Raw genomic sequence first — 18,858 nt, forward strand, 5'->3', positions numbered from 1 at the left:
GAATGAGGAACCTACCATGACCGGATTGCCCAAACAGCGGCTGCGCGTCGGCTTCGTCGGAAGCGGCTTCATCGCGGAATTCCACCTCAAGGGCATGCTCGGCGTGCGCAATGTCGACGTGACTGGCGTGTTCAGCCGCAAGGCCGAGAACCGTGCCCGCTTCGCCAACCGCGTCGCTGAGCTCGGCCTCGGCGACTGCACCAGCCACGACAGCCTGGAATCGCTGGTCAATGCCGACAATGTCGACGCGATCTGGATCCTGTCGCCCAACTACACCCGCCTCGACGTGATGCGCACGCTGCATGCCGAGGTGAAGGCCGGGCGCAGCAAGGTGTTTGCGGTCGCCTGCGAAAAGCCGCTGGCCCGCACCATCGCCGAAGCGCGCGAGATGCTGCGCCTAGCCGAAGACGCCGGCCTCAACCACGGCTATCTCGAAAACCAGGTGTTCTGCACGCCTGTTATCCGCGGCAAGGACATCATCTGGCGCCGCGCCGCCTCGGCCACTGGCCGGCCCTATCTGGCGCGCGCCGCGGAAGAGCATTCCGGTCCGCACGAGCCCTGGTTCTGGCAGGGCGACAAGCAGGGCGGCGGCGTTTTGTCCGACATGATGTGCCACAGCGTCGAGGTCGCCCGCCATCTGCTGACCAAGCCGGGTGCGGCGCGCAAATCGCTGACAATCAAGCAGGTCAGCGGCACCGTCGCCAATCTCAAATGGACGCGGCCCAACTATGCCGACCAGCTCCGCAAGCGCTTTGGCAATGAGGTCGACTACCGCAACCGCCCGTCGGAGGATTTCGCCCGCGGCACCATTCTTCTCGAGGACGAAGACGGCAACGAGCTGGTGATCGAGGCGACGACCTCCTGGGCCTATGTCGGGGCTGGCCTGCGCATCCAGCTCGAACTGCTCGGGCCCGAATATGCGATGGAGTTCAACTCGCTCAACACCGGGCTCAAGATCTTCATGTCGCGCGAGGTCAAGGGCGAGGAAGGCGAGGATCTGGTCGAAAAGCAGAACGCCGAACAGGGCCTGATGCCGGTGCTCGAGGACGAGGCCGGCGTCTATGGCTATACCGACGAGAACCGCCACATGGTCGAGTGCTTCCGCAAGGGCGAGACGCCGATGGAAACCTTCCATGACGGGCTCGCAGTGGTCGAGATCCTGATGGGGCTCTACCGCTCGGCTGAGATCGCCGGTTCGGTCAGCTTCCCCGCGCCGGAGCTCGAAAACTATGTCCCGGTGGTCGCCCGCACGGGCGCCTGACCGGACCAGCCGGCGGCCTGATCATGGAGCGCCGTTCCGGTCCGCCGGCGACAGGCAAGGTCACTCATTTCGGTGACCTTCCCTGAGCCCCCGAGACGCGTTCGGCAGGGTCGTCAAATCACTCGAAACACGTTATGATTTGGCATGGTGAAGGTCGCGGTTTGGCGTGGCCACTCATGCCAAGCGCGAGCCGCGACCCACCCTAACGGAGGAGTGGTCATGGCAAGTTTCCATGTGTACGCAGGCGCCACCAATACGGTCGAGCATCCCGCCATCCGCCGGATAACGGTCGCGGATGTGTTTGACGCGCTACGACGTGGCTTCGACGACTTTTGGGACAAGCCTTCGCATTACGTTTTCCTGTGCTTGATCTACCCGATCGTCGGGGTGTTCCTGATCACATGGACATCAGGCGGCAACGCCCTGCAGCTCATTTTCCCGCTGATGTCGGGCTTTGCCTTGCTCGGCCCCTTCTTCGGAATCGGCCTCTACGAGATCAGCCGAAGGCGCGAGCAAAACCTCGACACCTCCTGGAGGCATGCCTTCGATGTCAGGCATTCGCCGGCCATTCCTGCAATGGTGGCCATCGGCATCATGCTGCTCGTGCTTTTCGTCGCATGGCTGCTGGTCGCGCAGGGCCTCTACACTTGGCTTTACGGAGCGGGCGCGCCACAGTCGATGGCAGCTTTCTTCGGCGATCTCTTCACCACCCAGCGCGGCTGGACGCTGGCTATCCTGGGTAATCTGATCGGGTTCGTGTTCGCCCTTGTGGTGCTCTGCACCACTGTCGTCGCCTTTCCGCTGCTGCTCGACTGCGATGTCGGTGCCTATGCAGCGATCGAGACTTCGGTGCGGGCGGTGCGGAGCAATCCGGTGCCGATGCTGCTGTGGGGCCTGATCGTCGCGGTCGCGCTGCTGATCGGTTCTTTGCCGTTCCTGGCGGGCCTCGCCATCGTCATCCCGGTGCTCGGCCACGCGACGTGGCACCTCTATCGCAAGGTCGTGGAAGTCCCGTCCGACAAGAAGACGCCTCTGCCACCTGCTCCCGACAAAGGGCAGGATGAACACTTCCCCTATTGGCTTCGCGGATAGTCGACGTAGCCAAATCTGATGTAAACTTTCTACCCGCAATCGGGGAGAAGGCGGCCTGCCATGATCGGTCGAAGTCGCGGCTCACGGCACCGACATCGCCGCGTGGCCAACTTCGACCTTTCCGCGCGGCTACTGCAGTTGACGGCTTGGGGCGTTCGCCTTCACCGATACCGGTGGGGGCGTGGAAAGCCGGTCGAGATGCATGCGGATATGGGCCGCTTCGGCGGCGGTATTGGCCAACGCGATCGCCCGGTCGAAGGCTTCACGCGCCTCGTCGGTACGGCCAAGCTGCATCAGCAGGCCGCCCTTGACGCCGAAGAAGTGGAAATAGCCCGACAGCTTCGGCGCCAGCGGCTCGATAAGCTTGAGCGCCGCCTCGGGACCGCGCAGCTTGGCGAAGGCAACCGCGCGGTTGAGCGTGACGACAGGTGACGGCGTCATCGATTCCAGCACCGAATAGAGCAGGTCGATCTCGGCCCAGTCGGTGTCCTCGGGACGGGCGGCGCGGGCATGAAGTGCCGCGATCGCCGCCTGGATCTGGTACGGCCCCGAGCGGCGGTGGCGCATCGCCTTGTCGATCAGCGCCAGGCCCTCGTCGATCAGTCCCTTGTTCCACAGCGTGCGATCCTGATCGTCCATCAGCACCAGCTCGCCCTCGGCATTGAAACGGGCAGCAGCGCGGGCGTGCTGGAGCAGCAGCAGGGCTGTCAGGCCCATCACTTCGGGCTCGGTCTGGAACAGGCGCAGCAGCAGCCGCGCCAGCCTGATCGCCTCTTCGCACAGCGGCGCACGATTGGCAATTTCAGTGGCGCCGGCCGAATAGCCTTCATTGAAGACGAGATAGACCATGGCCAGCACGGCCGCGACGCGTTCGGAGCGCTCGACCGGACCGGGCGCCTCGAACGGCACATCGGCATTGGCGATGCGCGCCTTGGCGCGGGTGATGCGCTGTTCCATGGCGCTTTCGCCGACAAGGAAGGCGCGAGCAATCTGCTTGACCGACAGGCCCGAGACGATGCGCAAGGCCAGCGCCACCTGCTGCGTCGCCGGCAGATCGGGATGGCAGCAGATGAACAGCAGGCGCAAGATATCGTCGCGGTAGTGCTGGCCGTCGAGCCGCTCGGCGATGTTGGCTTCAGCGTCCTCGAGATCGGACACCAGCTCTTCCGGCGGCAGTGGCGCCTGCTTGCTCTGGCGGCGGGCGGCATCGATGCCGGAATTGCGGCCGACGAAGATCAGCCAGGCGGCAGGATCACGCGGCGGCCCCTTCTCCGGCCAGCTGCGCAACGCACGCAGGCAGGCCTCCTGGAACGCTTCTTCCGCGGTGTCGAGATTGCGGAAGTAACGCAGCAGGGCTGCCACGGCCTGCGGCCGGGCAGAAGAAAGTGCCGTGTTGATCCAGGCCGGGTCGGTCATGCTGCCTCTTTTCCGGGGAAAAATGCGCCGATCGGGCGCAACTCGTAAGATCCGCCGCCGGGATTGGCATCTGCCAGGTCCCTGGCAACATCGACGGCATCGTCGAGCGTCTCGCATTCGACCACGTAGAAGCCAAGGAACTGTTCCTTGGTTTCAGCGAATGGACCGTCGATGACCAGCGGCTCATCCTTGGCCTTGCGCAAGGTGGTGGCCGCCGTCGTTGGCATCAGCCGTGCAACCGGGCCAAGCCGGCCCTGATCGCGCAGCTTGCCGGTGACGACCTGAAGGCGCGCCATCACCTCGTCGTCCTGCTCCTTGGACCAGGCGCAGACGACGTCTTCGTTGTTGTAGCAAAGGATGGCGTAGAGCATCTTTTCAGTTCCTTCATGACTAGGACGCGCGAGTATGCGCAATTCCGACAGAGCATCAGCAATTTTTTTGCCGTTCGCGAGGACCAATGCCTTCGGCCATCGTGACGGCTTGTGAAAAACCAGGAGAGGTGCAGATATGGCGCCGGTTTGGCGCCCGCAAGGTGCCCGCGAGGTTGGAGGACCACCGATGAAAAACGCCGAAATCTCACAGCGCAAGATGCAGACCATCGCCCGCGGCGTCGGCATGACGACGCAGGTCTATGCCGACCGTGCCGAAAACTCGGAAATCTGGGACGTCGAAGGCCGCCGCTACATCGACTTCTCGTCCGGCATCGCCGTGGTCAACACCGGCCACCGCCACCCGCGTGTCATCGAAGCGGTCAAGACGCAGCTCGACCGCTTCACCCACACCTGCCACCAGGTCGTGCCTTATGAGAGCTATGTCAGGCTCGGCGAAAGGCTGAACGCGATCGCCCCGATGAAGGGCGACAAACGCACCATCTTCGTCACCACCGGCGCGGAAGCCGTCGAAAACGCCATCAAGATCGCCCGCAACGCCACCGGCCGCCAGGCGGTGATCGCCTTTGCCGGCGGCTTCCATGGCCGCACCTTCATGGGCATGGCGCTGACCGGCAAGGTGCAGCCCTACAAAGCGGGCTTCGGCGCCATGCCGGGCGACGTGTTCCACGCGCCCTTCCCCGTGCCGCTGCATGGCGTAACGACGGTCGACGCGCTGGCCGCCCTCGATCGGCTGTTCAAGGCCGACGTCGACCCGGCGCGCGTCGCCGCCATCATCATCGAGCCCGTGCAGGGCGAAGGCGGCTTCTACGAGGTGCCGCGCGACTTCATGACGGCGCTGCGCAAGATCTGCGACCAGCACGGCATGCTTTTGATCGCCGACGAGGTGCAGACGGGTTTCGCCCGCACTGGCAAGATGTTCGCCATGGACCATCACGACGTCGCACCCGATTTGATGACCATGGCCAAGAGCCTCGCCGGCGGCTTCCCGCTCGCCGCCGTCACCGGCCGGGCCGAGCTGATGGACGCGCCCAATCCCGGTGGCCTCGGCGGCACCTATGGCGGCAGCCCGATCGGCGTCGCCGCGGCACACGCCGTGCTCGACGTCATCGCAGACGAGAAGCTATGCGACCGCGCCAACCAACTCGGCGCCCGTCTCAAGCAGCGGCTGGAATCCTTGCGCGACGACGTGCCCGAGATCGTGGACATTCGCGGCCCCGGCTTCATGAACGCGGTCGAGTTCAACGACGTAAAGACCAGGACGCCCTCGGCGGAGTTCGCCAATGCGGTCCGGCTCAAGGCACTGGAAAAGGGCTTGATCCTGCTGACCTGCGGCGTCCACGGCAACGTCATCCGCTTCCTGGCGCCGATCACCATTCAGGACGAGGTGATGACCGAGGCGCTCGACATCCTCGAGGCCTCGATCCGGGAAAGCCGGACGGCCTGACACTGCCCTCTCCCGTAGGTTAACGCCGCCCCTCACCCCCTCCCCGTGGAGAACGGGGAGGGGGGGCGTCAACGTTGCGGCCAGCTTTTTTCGGAAACGGCGGCGGCCTTATCTTTGGCAACTAAACGCAGCATGGCGCAGGCGGAGAAGCTTCGTCCTGCTCCCCGTCATTACGGGGAGAAGGCGCCGGCAGGCGGATGAGGGGCGGCGCAAACGCGCGAAGCAACTACCCCGCCGGCAGCGCGGCCAGCGCCGCCTTCAGCGCGTCCGTGCCGCCTGCAACCTGCTCCGGCGTCGGCGAGAAGCCGAGGCCGAGCATCTTGCGGCCGAGCATGTGGTCGGCCGGGCGGTTGACGGATTCGATGGCGGTCAGGCGGTCGCCGGCGAAGTGAAACACGGAAAAGCGGTTCTCGGCCGGCTCGCCCGACAGGATCTGGCGGTCGCTGCCTGCAGTCAGACCGACCATTTGCAGCTTCATGTCGCCAATGTCGGACCAGAACCACGGTACGGCTGCGTAGTCACTGGGGTGGCCGACGATGGTGCGCGCGGCGAGCTTGGCCTGGTCGGTGGCGTTCTGCACCGATTCGAGCCGCACATCGCCGCCGGTCTGCCAGTGGCGGTAGCTTGCGTTGTCGCCGATGGCGAGGATGTCAGGAACCGAACTGCGCATCGCCTGGTCGACACGGATGCCGTTGGCGATCGCCAGGCCGGCCGTCTCGGCGAGCTCGACATTGGGCACGACGCCGATGCCTGTGATCACCATCTTCGCCGGCAGCTGTTCGCCCGAAGAGGTCAGCACGCCTGAAACGTGGCCACCCTCGCCCTCGATGCGTTCGATGGTGGTCTTGAGCAGGATGCGAATGCCCGCAGCCTGCAGACGCTTGCGCACATGCTCGGCAATCAGCGGGGCAACGGCGCGGCCAAGCAGGCGATCGAGCGCCTCGATCACCGTGACCTTGCGGCCGCCGGCGGCGAGCGTGGCTGCGATTTCCAGGCCGATAAAGCCGCCACCGATGACGACGACCTCCTCGCAGGCAGCACTTTGGTCGCGGATCAGCCGGGCATCGGCCACCGAGCGCAGCGACAGCACGCCGGCAAGATCGGCACCCGCAAGCGGCAGGACGCGCGGACGTGAGCCGGTGGCGAGGATCAGGTGGTCGTAAGCCAAGCGGCCGCCGCCGGCGAGTTCGAGCCGGCGCGCAGCGGCATCGACGCGCTCGACCGGCGTTCCGGGGCGCAATTCGATGGTGTGGCCGGTGTAGAAGGCTTCGCCGCGCAGGGGCTGCGGCTGGGCCGCGGCATCCTTGATGAAGGTCTTGGACAGCGGCGGCTTGTGATAGGGCAGTTCCGTCTCGTCGCCGACCAGCAGAACCGGACCGTCATAACCCTCTTCGCGCAGGCTGGCAGCCGCCTGGACCCCGGCATGGCCTGAACCGACAATAACGACACCGTTCTTCATGCCCGCCTCGCTGTTGGGGATCAACCGGGGAAATGGCCGCTGGCCCGCTCGGCCACAAGGGGCCAAGGGCAGGTTTTTGGGTGACAGCCCGCTACCGGCCTGTCAAGCACGCAGGCGCGCAATTGCCGGACCGAGGCGTGCCGCTACGCGTTGTCGCAGGAGACGTGAACAGGCACGTCACGAGGTCCAGTGGCTATCTCGACAAATCAACGGCTTGGCAGTTTCGCATATAGCACAAACTGGACAAAACCAGTTTAGAATAATTCTAAACTATTGATCCCGCTTGGCTTTTGGCTGAAATGGCGTTGACTTTTGAAGCCACTCCGCTTTTATGAAGCCGTGCTTTACAGCGCCTGTCTTTGATGTCTGGGCCTTTAACCCTTTCGATTGGAGCTATTCGGGTGCCTGCCTTCGTCGAACCGCGCCATGGTGCGGGTGTTTGCAGCATGGTCGAGCTGCGCCCAAATCGGGCCTCGAACCACGCGCATGTCCGAAGCGGGATGACCCCTGAGCTTTCATTCGAGTCCATACCGCCGACGCAGCAAAGTGCTGACGGCACACGATCTTTCGGCGCTTGCCAGCGCCAACTGGTTCACTGAGGAGAGACCATGCCTGCATCCATCTCGCGCAACCGTCATTACGGCAGGCTCGCCGCCATCGCCGCGACGACGGCGCTGACCGCCGCGATCTTCGTGCTGCCGGCGAAGGCCGCGCCAGACAGCAAGGCGGTTCTCACCACCTATTCCGACATCGCGCTTGCCAAGTACGAAGACTCGCTGACCACGGCCAAGGCGCTCGACACCGCCATCGAAGCGCTGATCGCCAAGCCGTCGGAAGAGACGCTGAAGGCCGCACGCGAAGCCTGGAAGGCGGCCCGCATCCCCTACCAGCAGACCGAAGTCTACCGTTTCGGCAACGCAATCGTCGATGATTGGGAGGGCCGTGTGAACGCCTGGCCGCTCGACGAAGGCCTGATCGACTATGTCGACAAGAGCTACGGCACCGAATCCGACGAGAACAAGCTCTACACAGCCAATGTGATCGCCAATCCGTCGATCGAGATCAATGGCCAGAAGGTCGACGCCTCGAAGATCACGCCCGAGTTCCTCTCCGGCACGCTGCAGGAAGCAGGCGACATCGAAGCCAACGTGGCCAGCGGCTACCACGCCATTGAATTCCTGCTCTGGGGCCAGGACCTCAACGGCACCGGTCCCGGCGCCGGCAACCGTCCTTTCACCGACTACGACACCGCCAACTGCACCGGCGGCAATTGCGACCGTCGCGGCCAGTATCTCAATGCGGCCTCCGACCTGCTGGTCGCCGATCTCGAAGAAATGGTCGGCAACTGGAAGGCCGACGGTGCGGCCCGCAAGGCGCTGCTCGACGGCGACGCCAAGGCCGGCATCGCCACCATCCTGACCGGCATGGGCTCGCTGTCATACGGCGAACTGGCCGGCGAGCGCATGAAGCTCGGCCTCTTGCTGCACGATCCGGAAGAGGAGCATGACTGCTTCTCCGACAACACCCACATCTCGCACCTCTATGACGCCGTCGGCATCCGCAACGCCTATCACGGCAGCTACAAGCGCATCGACGGCTCGACCGTCGATGGCCCGTCGGTCTCCGATATGGTCAAGGAAGCGGACGCGGCCCTCGACACCGAGCTTTCGGGCAAGCTGGACACCACCGTCACCAAGATGGAAGCGATCCAGGCGCGCGCAGTTGGCGGCGAGGCCTATGACCAGCAGATCGGCGAAGGCAATGCCGAAGGCAACGCCACGGTGCAGGCGGCCATCGACGCACTGGTCGACCAGACCAAGTCGATCGAGCGCGCCGTTGGCGTACTCAAGCTCGACGCCATCGCCTTCGAGGGTTCGGACAGCCTGGATTCGCCAGACAAGGTCTTCCAGTGAGGGGCCACAACGCCTAAATTTCTCTAGCCAAGCGGCGCGCCAAAGGGAGCGCGCCGTCAGCCACGGTCATTCGAAACCATGCTCATCTGCCATTGCAATCTCATCACCCAAAAGGAGATCGAAGACACAATCGTCGAACTTTTGGACCGGGACCCGTGGACACTGATCGTGCCCGCGAAGGTCTATCATACGCTGCAAAAACGAGGACGTTGTTGCGGCTGCTTTCCAAATGTGGTCGAAACGATAATTCGGGTCACCGAAGCCTATCACGCTCGTTCTGAATCGGGCGAGATGGATATCGTTTCACACCTGGACCGCGTCAGGGAGTTGCGCGTTCAATTTGGGAGCAAGGCCAATGAAGGGCGAAAAACAGGTCATCGAGCGGCTTAACGAAGCGCTGTTCCTCGAACTCGGCGCAGTCAACCAGTACTGGGTGCACTTCCGCCTGCTTGAGGATTGGGGCTACGGCAAGCTCGCCAAGAAGGAGCGTGCGGAATCGATCGAGGAGATGCACCACGCCGACAAACTTGTGGCGCGCATCATTTTCCTCGAAGGCCACCCCAATCTGCAGTCGGTGTCGCCACTGCGCATCGGCCAGAACGTCAAGGAAGTGCTCGAGAGCGATCTTGCCGGCGAATATGACGCCCGCACCTCCTACAAGAAATCCCGGGACATCTGCTCCCAGCATGGCGACTACGTATCGATGAAGCTCTTCGAGGAACTGCTTGCCGACGAGGAAGGTCACATCGACTTCCTTGAGACACAGCTGCAGTTGCTCGCCGAGATTGGCGAAGAGAAGTACGGCCAGCTCAACGCCGAGACAGCTGACAAGGCCGAATAGGACATGCCGGAATGCGGCGCAATTTTCTGACCACGCGCCGCGCGATTACCGGCAAATTTCCCAACAGCCCCATGCAAGGACAGCGAAGCGCGAACGCGCTTCGCGCACTGCTGCTGGCAAATCTGATCCTGGCTTTGCCAACGAACGTGGCGATTTCGGGCGAGGCGGTTCCTGCTGGCCTCGCCACCGAACGCACCGACCTGATCCCCAAGGACAAGGCGCGCGTCGAAAAAATCGTCCGGCCGACCACCGATTTCAGCAAACCCGAGCCGTTCGAGCGCATGCAGGGCGGCGCCGGAACCTCGGAAAAACGCGTCAACCAGGATGCGTTCTCGCAATCCTCCGCCAACATCACCTTCGAGGAAGAAGGCACCTTCAAGCTCGGCAACGGCATGTTCCGCAAGCTGTGGGTGTCGTCGCCGTCATCGACCCAGGCGTCCGACGGACTGGGGCCGCTGTTCAACGCACGTGCCTGCCAGAGCTGCCACCTCAAGGACGGGCGCGGCCATCCGCCGGAAGGCGGCACTGACGCGACCTCGATGTTCCTCAGGCTAGCCCGCACGGCTGAGACATCGGAAGAAAAGGCCGCGATCGCCGACCGCAAGGTGCTGAACTTCCCCGATCCGGTCTATGGCGGCCAATTCCAGGACCTCGCCGTACCCGGCCTCAAGGGCGAAGGCCGGATGGTCATTTCCTACCAGCAGTTTCCGGTCCAGCTTTCCGGCGACACCAAGACGGCGCTGCGCTGGCCGATCTATTCCGTGACCGATCTCGGCTATGGTCCGATGGATTCCAAGACAACGCTGTCGCCACGCGTCACGCCGCCGATGATCGGCCTCGGACTTGTCGAGCAGATCCATCCCGCCGACATCCTCGCCAATGCCGACCCCGACGACAAGAACGGCGACGGCATCTCCGGCAAGCCCTCGATCGTGCGCGATCACAAATCAGGCGAACTGACGCTGGGCCGCTTCGGCTGGAAGGCGTCGGCACCGTCGATCCGCCAGCAGTCGGCCGATGCCTTTGCCGGCGACATCGGTATCTCGACACCTGATGTAGCCAAACACTGGGGCGATTGCACCGAGGCACAGACCGCATGCCGCGCCATGCCCAATGGCGTGCAGGAGCGGCTCGGAACCACCGAGGCGCCCGATCCGATCATGGATCTGGTGACGTTCTATTCGCAGAACCTTGCGGTGCCGGCGCGGCGTGACATCGACGACACGGAAGTGCTGCGCGGCAAGCAGATGTTCTATGAGGCCGGCTGCGCCTCCTGCCACACGCCGAAATTCGTCACCCGCCGCGATGCGCCGAACAAGGCACAGAAATTCCAGCTGATCTGGCCCTATTCCGATTTCCTGCTGCACGACATGGGCGACGAGCTCGGCGACGGCCAGCAGGTCGGCGACGCCACCGGCAACGAATGGCGCACGCCACCGCTATGGGGCATCGGCCTGACCAAGACTGTCAACGGCCATACCTTCTTCCTGCATGACGGCCGCGCCCGCAACCTGGCCGAGGCGATCCTGTGGCATGGCGGCGAAGGCCAGGCGGCGCGGGACCGCTTCGCCGCGCTGCCGGCACAAGACCGCGATGCCCTGATCAAATTCCTGGAGTCGCTCTGATGGCTGGACGTTCTCTGGCGGCTGCCCTCGCCTTCTGCCTGTTCCTGCCTTCGACCGCCGCCTATGCCAGCGAGGCGTCCAGCAAGGTCATCACTGATGCCATCGACGGCTTCATCCGCCCGGCCTATGGCCGGCTGGTGGAAACGACAGCCGATCTCAGTAAGTCGATGGTTACGCTATGTGCGACCCCGTCGGGCGACAACCTCGCGACAGCACGCGCGGCATTCGCCAGGACCACCGCCAGCTGGTCGGAAGTCGAGATCATCCGCTTTGGCCCTGTTACCGAGCAGAACCGGCTCGAGCGCCTGCTGTTCTGGCCCGATCGCAAGGGAACCGGGCTGAAGCAGGTGCAGGCCGCTCTCGCCGACCAGGATGCCACCGCCACCGACGCCGCCACGCTGGGCCAGAAAAGCGTTGCCATGCAAGGTCTCGGCGCGCTGGAATTCGTGCTGTACGGCACCGGCGCCGACGAGCTCGCCGGCACATCGGCCGCCTATCGCTGCGCCTATGGCAAGGCAATAGCGGGCAACATCAGCGCTATCGCCTCCGACGTTGACGCCGCCTGGCGCGACGACAGGGGCTTTGCCAGCCAATGGAAGAACCCCGGTGCAGCCAATCCGCTCTACCGCAACGACAACGAAGCGCTGACCGAATTGCTCGAAGTCTATGTCAACGGGCTGGAACTGGTGCGCGACGTGCGCGTCAACGGCTTCTTCGGCAAGGATGCCGCGTCCGACAAGCCCAAGCAGGCGCTCTATTGGCGCTCGCAAGGCACCGGCGCCTCGCTTGCCGGCAACATATCAGGCATGGAGGCGCTTTTCGCGGCTTCGAAATTCGGCGAAATGGTACCGGCCGACGAGCGCTGGGTGGCGGAATCGATCGGCTTCGAGTTCACCAATGCGCAGGCAGCAGCGGCCGCTGTCACCGGGCCGATCGATGCGGCGCTTGCCGATGCCGCCAAACGCGAAAAGCTCGGCTATTTCGCGCTGGTCACGTCGAGCCTGTCGGAACAGTTCGGCACCAGGCTGTCGGGTGCGCTCGGCCTGACCGCCGGCTTCTCGTCGCTCGACGGCGACTGAGCACCCGGCCAAGGCAAGCCGGCGAAGGAGACGACCATGCTCAATTCCGGGAAGCGCACGCCGCTGTTCGACCGCCGCGATTTCCTCAAGGCGGCCGGAGCGACCTTCCTGTTGTCGCTGACCCCGGTCAAACGCGCGCTCGCGCTCGACAGCGACGCCATGTTCGCCACGGCTTACCAGGCACGCTCGGGCGAATATGGCGTGGCCATCCTGTCGGAAGCCGGCAAGATCCTGCACAGCGTGACGCTGCCGGAGCGCGGCCATGACGTCACCTTTGATCCGATCTCGCGCAAGTCGGTGGTCTTCGCGCGCCAGCCCGGCACCTTCATGCTGGTCTTCGATCACACCGGCAAGGACGCGCCGCTGACCATTCCGAGCATCGCTGGCCGCCATTATTACGGCCACGGCGTGTTCTCGCCCGACGGCGCCCTGCTCTATGTGACCGAGAACGACTTCGACAACGCCGCCGGCATGGTCGGCGTCTACGATGCCCGTGACGGCTTCCGCCGCCTCAGCGAATTCCCTACCCATGGCGTTGGCCCGCACGAGCTGATCCTGCTCGGCGACGGAAGCACGCTCGCCATCTGCAATGGCGGCATCGAGACCCATCCGGATTTCGGCCGCGCCAAGCTCAACATTCCGACGATGAAGCCGTCCTTCGTGCTCGTCGACCGCATTTCAGGCGATCTGCTCGAAAAGCACGAACTGCCCGAAAAGCTTCACCAGTTGTCGATCCGGCACATGGACATCGACTCCCAGGGAACGGTCTGGTTCGGCTGCCAGCACGAGGGACCGGCGACGGAAAGGCCGCTGCTTGTCGGCCGCGCCGCGCGCGGTGAGGAGCTCGCCATGCTGGAGATGCCGGAAGACATTCTCGGCGGCTTCCGCAACTACATCGGCTCGGTCGCCGCCAACCGCGACGCCGGCCTTGTCGCGGTGTCATCGCCGCAAGGCAACGCCTGGGCGATGATCGAAGCCAAGACCGGCAAGGTCGTCGCCAGGAACGACCTGGTCGAGGTCTGCGGCCTGGCGCCCGACCATGACGGCTTCCTGGCAACCACGGGTGCCGGCCTCATCGTCGAGCCCGACGGCAAGCAGACCGACGATCCCGAGCATGTCTGGGACAATCACATGCTGCGCATCGACCTGCACAATACGTAAGCTATTACTTACCTAGATAAGCCCCGACACATCAGAGAAGGCGACCGCCTTGCGCAACACGGCAAGGAAACGCTCGCCGGCGATTTCAGCCGAACCGCTGTTGTCGATGGCGACGTAGCCCGGACCGCTGAGATCGTGCGGCGCGGTACGCGCCAGCCGCGCCAGCACTTCGCCGCGAGATTCACGGCCGCGCGCGGCAAGCCGTCCGGCCAGGATTTCAGGCGATGCGGAAATTTCGACCACCGCGACATTGGCGTAGCGCTGGCGCAGCGCCGGGATGACCCCACGCGAAGTATTGGCCACAACAACGTGGCCGACCGAAATCGCATCATCAACCGACGACGGGATGCCGTAGCGCAGGCCGTGTGCTTCCCAAGACAGCGCAAAGGCGCCCGATGCTTCGGCTTCGATGAAGGCCGCGTCGGCCAGCGTGTCGTGGTCTTCGGTGGCGCCGTCGCTGGTACGCGTGATGACGCGGCGGGCGAATTCGACGTGATCCTCGTCGGTCAGGCGCTCGCGGACATAGGCAATCAGCGTGTCCTTGCCAGCACCACTGGGGCCGACGACGGCGACAAACACGCCGTTGCGGACGGGCGAGCCTACCCGGGTCAATTCACGCTCGATCAAAGCTGAAACCATCATGCGACGTCATTTCCTCCGGGCCAGAGCCCCCGCCCTGGCAGCGCCGGCCCCTTGTCTGGTGGCTCGGCGCATTGAACATCTCCAGTGCCGGCCTGTCACGCACCATGGCTTGGACCACGGGCGGGCGGCGGCACTGCGATGCCATTAGGCGATTTGCATGACGGAATGACGAAACGGAAATGGCGGAGCGGCAATTGGGCTCCGCCATTCGGGATCAGGCGACCTTGTCGCGGACCTGATAGTCCTTGATCGCGGCAAAGCGGATCATCTTCCAGCGCTCGGCCTCGTAGTTGAGCGAGAACTCGTGCTGGGCGAGGAAGACCGGGTCATTGTCGAGGTCGCGGGCGATGTCGCCGCGATGGCTTTCGATGAAGCGGTGCAGGTCGGCCTTGTCGTCGGCGTCGATCCAGCGGCAGACCGAAAAACGCGCCATCTCGAAATCGACCGGCAGCGTGTATTCGACCGACAGGCGCTCCTTGAGCACGTCGATCTGCAGCGCACCGACGACGCCGACGATGGCCGGCGAGCCGTCCTCGGGCTGGAACAGCTGGACCACGCCTTCTTCGGCCATCTGGTGCAGCGCTTCCTTGAGCTTCTTGGCCTTCATCGCGTCGCCGAGGCGGACGCGGCGCAGGATCTCAGGCGCGAAATTGGGCACGCCACGGAACAGGATGTCCTCGCCCTCGGTCAGCGTGTCGCCGATGCGCAACGTGCCGTGGTTGGGGATGCCGACGACGTCGCCGGCATAGGCTTCGTCGGCGGTGATGCGCGAACGCGCGAAGAAGAACTGCGGCGCCGACAGGCTCATCTGCTTGCCGGTGCGGACCAGCTTGGCCTTCATGCCGCGCTTGAGCTCGCCTGAGCAGACGCGGACGAAGGCGATGCGGTCGCGGTGGTTGGGGTCCATGTTGGCCTGGATCTTGAAGACGAAGGAGGTCATCTTCTCTTCCGTCGCCTCGACCTTGCGCGTGTCGGCCTCCTGGGCGCGTGGTGCCGGGCCAAAGTCGCCAAGTGCCTCGATCAGGTCGCGGACACCGAAATTGCGCAGTGCCGAGCCGAAATAGACCGGCGTCAGATGGCCTTCGCGGAAAGCCTGCAGGTCGAACGGCCGACAGGCCTCGCGGGCAAGTTCCAGTTCCTCGATGAAGGCCGGACGCTCATTGTCCGGCAAAAGGCCGGCGGCGCGGTTGGAATCGGGACCATGCACCGGCGTGCGCTCAGCCTCGGCATCGCCGCGGCGCACTGCGTTCTGGGCGAGATGGTAGGTGCCGGAGAACGTCTTGCCCTGGCCGATCGGCCAGGTGATCGGCGCGGTGTCGAGCGCCAGCTTCTCTTCGATCTCGTCAAGGATCTCGAAGGTGTTGCGTGCCTCGCGGTCCATCTTGTTGACGAAAGTGATGATCGGAATGTCGCGCAGGCGGCAGACCTCGAACAGCTTCAGCGTGCGCGGCTCGATACCTTTGGCGGCGTCGATGACCATGACGGCCGAGTCGACCGCCGACAGCGTGCGATAGGTGTCGTCGGCGAAGTCCTCGTGGCCGGGCGTATCAAGCAGGTTGAAGACGTTGTCGCCATATTCGAAGGTCATGACCGAGGTAACGACCGAGATGCCGCGCTCGCGCTCGATCTTCATCCAGTCCGAGCGGGTCTGGATCTTGTCCTTCTTGGCCTTGACCTCGCCGGCGAGCTGGATCGCGCCGCCGAACAACAGCAGCTTTTCGGTCAGCGTCGTCTTGCCGGCGTCAGGGTGCGCGATGATCGCGAAGGTGCGGCGGCGCGCCACCGCCTTTTCGATGTCTTCAGCCATCGGGGATTCCTATTGTGCAGTCGGGAGACAGCCAGTTTCCCGGCCCGAAAGCCAAGCCGCCGCGGATCACCGCAACCGGCAGGATACGGGCCGTCCGCCACTATTCCTTGCGCGGGCTTCTAGCAGCGGGACCGGCGGCTGTCGAGGAATTGGCGCAGATCACCCCTTCAGCTCGAACCCGCCTTCGGCAACCGTCTCGCCATTGACGATCAGTTCGATCAGGTGATGGCCGGGATAGTGCTTGCGCGTGGTGAAGTCGCGCACCGCCTGGCTGATCGAAAGTTCCTTCTGGCCGCCCGGCGCGAGGTTGATTTGCTTGAGCTTGAACACCTTCTTCGAGCTGCCGCCGCTCTTCTTGACGTAGTGCACGGCATAATCGACCACCAGCTGCTGGGCCGTCCCGGCGGTCGAGGCGATGTTGGCCTTGAGCGTGATGCGGCCGCCGAGCAGGATCGCCGCCGGCTGGACCGCGAAGATCTCGACACGCACCATCGGCTTGCCCGTCGTGCCTATCGCGCCCAGAGCGCGCGGATCGCCCTTCTTGATCATCGTGCGCAGCGCATGCTTGACGATCCAGGCGGTGTTCCTGTCGTCCATGTCCCACGCCGAGACGCGGTCGATCACCCGGTCGGGATGATCCTTGGAAATGTCGTTGAGGTGGTTGGCCACCGACTTGCGCACATAAAGGCTGGGGTCGCTGCGCAGCGCCTCGAGGATCGGTGCCGTCGGCGACGGATCCTTGATCAGTTGCTTGAGCTGAAACGACCACGGCAGCCGCGGGCGCGAACCCTCGCTGGCGAGCCTTCGCACATGTTCGTTGTCGTCGAGCGCCCAGCCCCGCATCACCTGAAGCGTCCTGTCGAAGTCCTTGGCCAGGAAATGACGGATGGCAAACTCGGCCGAGCCGAAGCGGGTGAAATAGCTCAGCGCCTGCATCGACAGATCGAAGTGGCTCTTGCCGTAGAGCGCGACAAATTCCGACAGGACGATCGCAGCGAAACCATGCTGGATGCGCGGCGCCAGTTCGTGCAGCACCCCGACAGCGTGCTCGAAGCTCTCAGGCAGGGCGCCGTGCAGGCTGGTCGCCGTTTGACGCAGGCGCTGCATGATGCCGAGATCGTCGAGATTGGCGGTCGCCAGGGTCATGAAACGCTCGCCGTCGAAAACAGGCGAAATGGCTGCTGTCTCAGTCGCGATGTGGCGAAGGCGGTCGCGATCGAAAATTTCCTTGAGTGCCGGGGCGGCTAGCGTCTGGTCTTCCGTCATCGATTTTCGTCCTGCATGGCGCCCCCGCGCCGGCCCTTGTGCATCCATCCGGATGCCGGGCTTGCTGCGCAGATACGAAGCGATGCTCGAATCTACAACCTCTCTCCTGCCAAGGGGCTGTCAGGAGATTGCCGGCTGCGGCATTTGCAGGGCAGTGCGCTGCCGTTGACGACCGGCCCGGACAGGCGGAAAATATTGCCGAAGCGCGCGACATGTCGCGCCATTCCAGGAAGTCGCCATGACCATCCACCAGGAAGTGCACATCAAGGGTTCGCCCAAAAACATCTACGAGTTGCTGCTCGATTCCGCTCGTTTCCAGGCGATGACGGGCGGGCGCGCGGCCCATATTTCGACGCATGAAGGCGGTGAGGTGTCGATGTTCGGCGGCGACATCGAAGCCCGCAATGTCGAGCTGGTGCCCAACCGCCGCATCGTCCAGGCATGGCGTGCGCGTGCCTGGCCCGAGGGCACCTATTCGATCGTGCGCTTCGAGTTGCAGGCCGACGGCACCGGCACGCGGCTGACCTTCGATCAGGCCGGCTACCCCCGCTCGGCGCATGCGACGCTCGATGAGGGCTGGCAGAAAATGTACTGGGAGCCGATGAACCGCGCGCTGACGCATCACTGAGTGTGGCAGCTGAGCGGCCAGCGCCGCACCTCTCAGGCGTGCGCGGCCTGGCGCGCCAGCTCGACATACGCAGCCACATGCCGGCTCTGGATGTCCGAAACCGAAAAGAGCTTGATGTGGCGGCGCAGCTTGCCTTGTCCCAAAAGCATGCCGTGCCGATCCGGTAAAGCTGCACCTGCGCTAAACTCCAGCGTGACGTGACCGGCATAGGAGAAGATGCCGCAAAACGGCGCCCGCGTCGAAAACAGGATACCGCCGTATTTGATCTCCTCGGAGATGGCCGGACCGGCCTGCAGCACGATCTCGCGTACCCGCGACACGATCGCGAAGTGGTCCGCACGATGATCGCGCATCTCGTTGAGGAACGCTTGAACGCGATTACCGGTGGTCATGGCCAACTCGTGGTGCGTAGAACTGCCTGAACTCGGCAGATGGCTCCCTGTTGGAATAGATGTAGAGCGTGATGCCGTTGAGGTCCTGGATCGCGAAGCCACGGTCACCCCACGGATGATCCTCGATCGGCATGACAGGCACCAGCCCGGCCGCCGTCATCGACCGATAGTCGTCATCGACATCGTCGACGCAGAAATTGTAGGTCAGCCCTGCGGTATTGCACAAAGGCTGCTCACCCTGCGGCTCCATGAACTGCAGCGAAAGCCCTGTCTCAAACTCAAGGCTGACAAACCAGCCACAGTCGAACGTCGGTCGCGCGCCGAAGTATCTGACGTAGAAGTCGCGTGTCTCAGCGACCAGTTTCGTTGTGATGCAGGGAGAGGCAGTTGTCGGGCGCATCTATGAGCTCGCTGTGCAACGTGAGGCTGATGGTTTCAAA

At 63.9% G+C, this 18,858-nt stretch carries 18 protein-coding genes; 10 read left to right on the top strand and 8 right to left on the bottom strand.

All coding sequences use genetic code 11. The features are described from left to right. Positions 1-16: 16 nt before the first annotated feature. Positions 17-1,261: a Gfo/Idh/MocA family protein gene (locus ACHMW7_RS28915; RefSeq protein WP_395448773.1), complete on the top strand. Its 1,245-nt coding sequence runs from the start codon at positions 17-19 to the stop codon at positions 1,259-1,261. Between the two features lie 219 nt (positions 1,262-1,480). Then, positions 1,481-2,353 carry a DUF2189 domain-containing protein gene (locus ACHMW7_RS28920; protein WP_395451474.1) on the top strand — a complete coding sequence of 291 codons (873 nt, stop codon included), beginning with the start codon at positions 1,481-1,483 and terminating at the stop codon, positions 2,351-2,353. A 129-nt stretch (positions 2,354-2,482) separates the two neighbouring features. On the opposite strand, the gene ACHMW7_RS28925 is transcribed toward ACHMW7_RS28920, so the two are convergent. Both ACHMW7_RS28925 and ACHMW7_RS28930 read right to left on the bottom strand, forming a co-directional pair. After that, positions 2,483-3,769: an RNA polymerase sigma factor gene (locus tag ACHMW7_RS28925; RefSeq protein WP_395448774.1), complete on the bottom strand. Its 1,287-nt coding sequence runs from the start codon at positions 3,767-3,769 to the stop codon at positions 2,483-2,485. Next, positions 3,766-4,140: a YciI family protein gene (locus ACHMW7_RS28930; protein WP_395448775.1), complete on the bottom strand. Its 375-nt coding sequence runs from the start codon at positions 4,138-4,140 to the stop codon at positions 3,766-3,768. Before ACHMW7_RS28930 ends, ACHMW7_RS28925 begins: the two co-directional genes overlap by 4 nt. Before the next feature lie 187 nt (positions 4,141-4,327). On the opposite strand from ACHMW7_RS28930, the gene ACHMW7_RS28935 reads away from it, so the two are divergent. Continuing rightward, on the top strand, positions 4,328-5,605 hold the full coding sequence (locus ACHMW7_RS28935; protein ID WP_395448776.1) for a 4-aminobutyrate--2-oxoglutarate transaminase: 1,278 nt from the start codon (positions 4,328-4,330) through the stop codon (positions 5,603-5,605). A gap of 226 nt (positions 5,606-5,831) precedes the next feature. Here the strand turns inward: ACHMW7_RS28935 and ACHMW7_RS28940 are convergent, their stop codons facing one another. Then, positions 5,832-7,064 carry an NAD(P)/FAD-dependent oxidoreductase gene (locus ACHMW7_RS28940; RefSeq protein ID WP_395448777.1) on the bottom strand — a complete coding sequence of 411 codons (1,233 nt, stop codon included), beginning with the start codon at positions 7,062-7,064 and terminating at the stop codon, positions 5,832-5,834. A 608-nt stretch (positions 7,065-7,672) separates the two neighbouring features. On the opposite strand from ACHMW7_RS28940, the gene ACHMW7_RS28945 reads away from it, so the two are divergent. The 6 genes from ACHMW7_RS28945 to ACHMW7_RS28970 all read left to right on the top strand — a co-directional run bounded on the left by ACHMW7_RS28945 (position 7,673) and on the right by ACHMW7_RS28970 (position 13,683). Continuing rightward, a complete protein-coding gene (locus tag ACHMW7_RS28945) occupies positions 7,673-8,977 on the top strand; it encodes an imelysin family protein (protein ID WP_395448778.1) in 1,305 nt (434 codons plus the stop codon). A 78-nt stretch (positions 8,978-9,055) separates the two neighbouring features. Beyond that, entirely contained in the window at positions 9,056-9,367 is a 312-nt protein-coding gene (locus tag ACHMW7_RS28950; RefSeq protein WP_109575738.1) for a (2Fe-2S)-binding protein, read from the top strand. Further along, positions 9,333-9,818 carry a bacterioferritin gene (gene bfr, locus ACHMW7_RS28955; RefSeq protein ID WP_184770239.1) on the top strand — a complete coding sequence of 162 codons (486 nt, stop codon included), beginning with the start codon at positions 9,333-9,335 and terminating at the stop codon, positions 9,816-9,818. The genes ACHMW7_RS28950 and bfr overlap by 35 nt, the downstream gene beginning before the upstream one ends. A gap of 11 nt (positions 9,819-9,829) precedes the next feature. Then, positions 9,830-11,443 carry a di-heme oxidoredictase family protein gene (locus tag ACHMW7_RS28960; protein WP_395448779.1) on the top strand — a complete coding sequence of 538 codons (1,614 nt, stop codon included), beginning with the start codon at positions 9,830-9,832 and terminating at the stop codon, positions 11,441-11,443. Further along, positions 11,443-12,522 carry an imelysin family protein gene (locus tag ACHMW7_RS28965; RefSeq protein ID WP_395448780.1) on the top strand — a complete coding sequence of 360 codons (1,080 nt, stop codon included), beginning with the start codon at positions 11,443-11,445 and terminating at the stop codon, positions 12,520-12,522. The genes ACHMW7_RS28960 and ACHMW7_RS28965 overlap by 1 nt, the downstream gene beginning before the upstream one ends. Positions 12,523-12,558: 36 nt before the next feature. After that, the gene (locus ACHMW7_RS28970; RefSeq protein WP_395448781.1) at positions 12,559-13,683 is read left to right on the top strand and encodes a DUF1513 domain-containing protein; all 1,125 of its coding nucleotides are present in this window, start codon (positions 12,559-12,561) and stop codon (positions 13,681-13,683) included. 12 nt (positions 13,684-13,695) lie between these two features. On the opposite strand, the gene phnN is transcribed toward ACHMW7_RS28970, so the two are convergent. The 3 genes from phnN to ACHMW7_RS28985 form a co-directional block, all read right to left on the bottom strand. Further along, positions 13,696-14,325, bottom strand: coding sequence for a phosphonate metabolism protein/1,5-bisphosphokinase (PRPP-forming) PhnN (gene phnN / locus ACHMW7_RS28975; RefSeq protein ID WP_395448782.1), 630 nt, complete (start codon positions 14,323-14,325; stop codon positions 13,696-13,698). A gap of 214 nt (positions 14,326-14,539) precedes the next feature. Further along, a complete protein-coding gene (locus tag ACHMW7_RS28980) occupies positions 14,540-16,132 on the bottom strand; it encodes a peptide chain release factor 3 (protein WP_067955329.1) in 1,593 nt (530 codons plus the stop codon). Between the two features lie 159 nt (positions 16,133-16,291). Next, positions 16,292-17,398: a DNA alkylation repair protein gene (locus ACHMW7_RS28985; protein ID WP_395448783.1), complete on the bottom strand. Its 1,107-nt coding sequence runs from the start codon at positions 17,396-17,398 to the stop codon at positions 16,292-16,294. A 238-nt stretch (positions 17,399-17,636) separates the two neighbouring features. Here ACHMW7_RS28985 and ACHMW7_RS28990 point away from each other — a divergent pair, with 238 nt between their 5' ends. Beyond that, complete coding sequence (locus tag ACHMW7_RS28990) at positions 17,637-18,026, top strand: SRPBCC domain-containing protein (protein WP_395448784.1); 390 nt, start codon at positions 17,637-17,639, stop codon at positions 18,024-18,026. A gap of 32 nt (positions 18,027-18,058) precedes the next feature. Here the strand turns inward: ACHMW7_RS28990 and ACHMW7_RS28995 are convergent, their stop codons facing one another. After that, a complete protein-coding gene (locus ACHMW7_RS28995; protein WP_395451475.1) occupies positions 18,059-18,418 on the bottom strand; it encodes a DUF1801 domain-containing protein in 360 nt (119 codons plus the stop codon). Further along, positions 18,405-18,818 (bottom strand): VOC family protein, encoded by a 414-nt coding sequence (locus ACHMW7_RS29000; RefSeq protein ID WP_395448785.1) that lies wholly within the window; start codon positions 18,816-18,818, stop codon positions 18,405-18,407. The genes ACHMW7_RS28995 and ACHMW7_RS29000 overlap by 14 nt, the downstream gene beginning before the upstream one ends. Positions 18,819-18,858 lie beyond the last annotated feature (40 nt).

It is taken from the genome of Aminobacter sp. UC22_36 (assembly GCF_044056035.1).
Classification (GTDB): Bacteria; Pseudomonadota; Alphaproteobacteria; order Rhizobiales; family Rhizobiaceae; genus Aminobacter.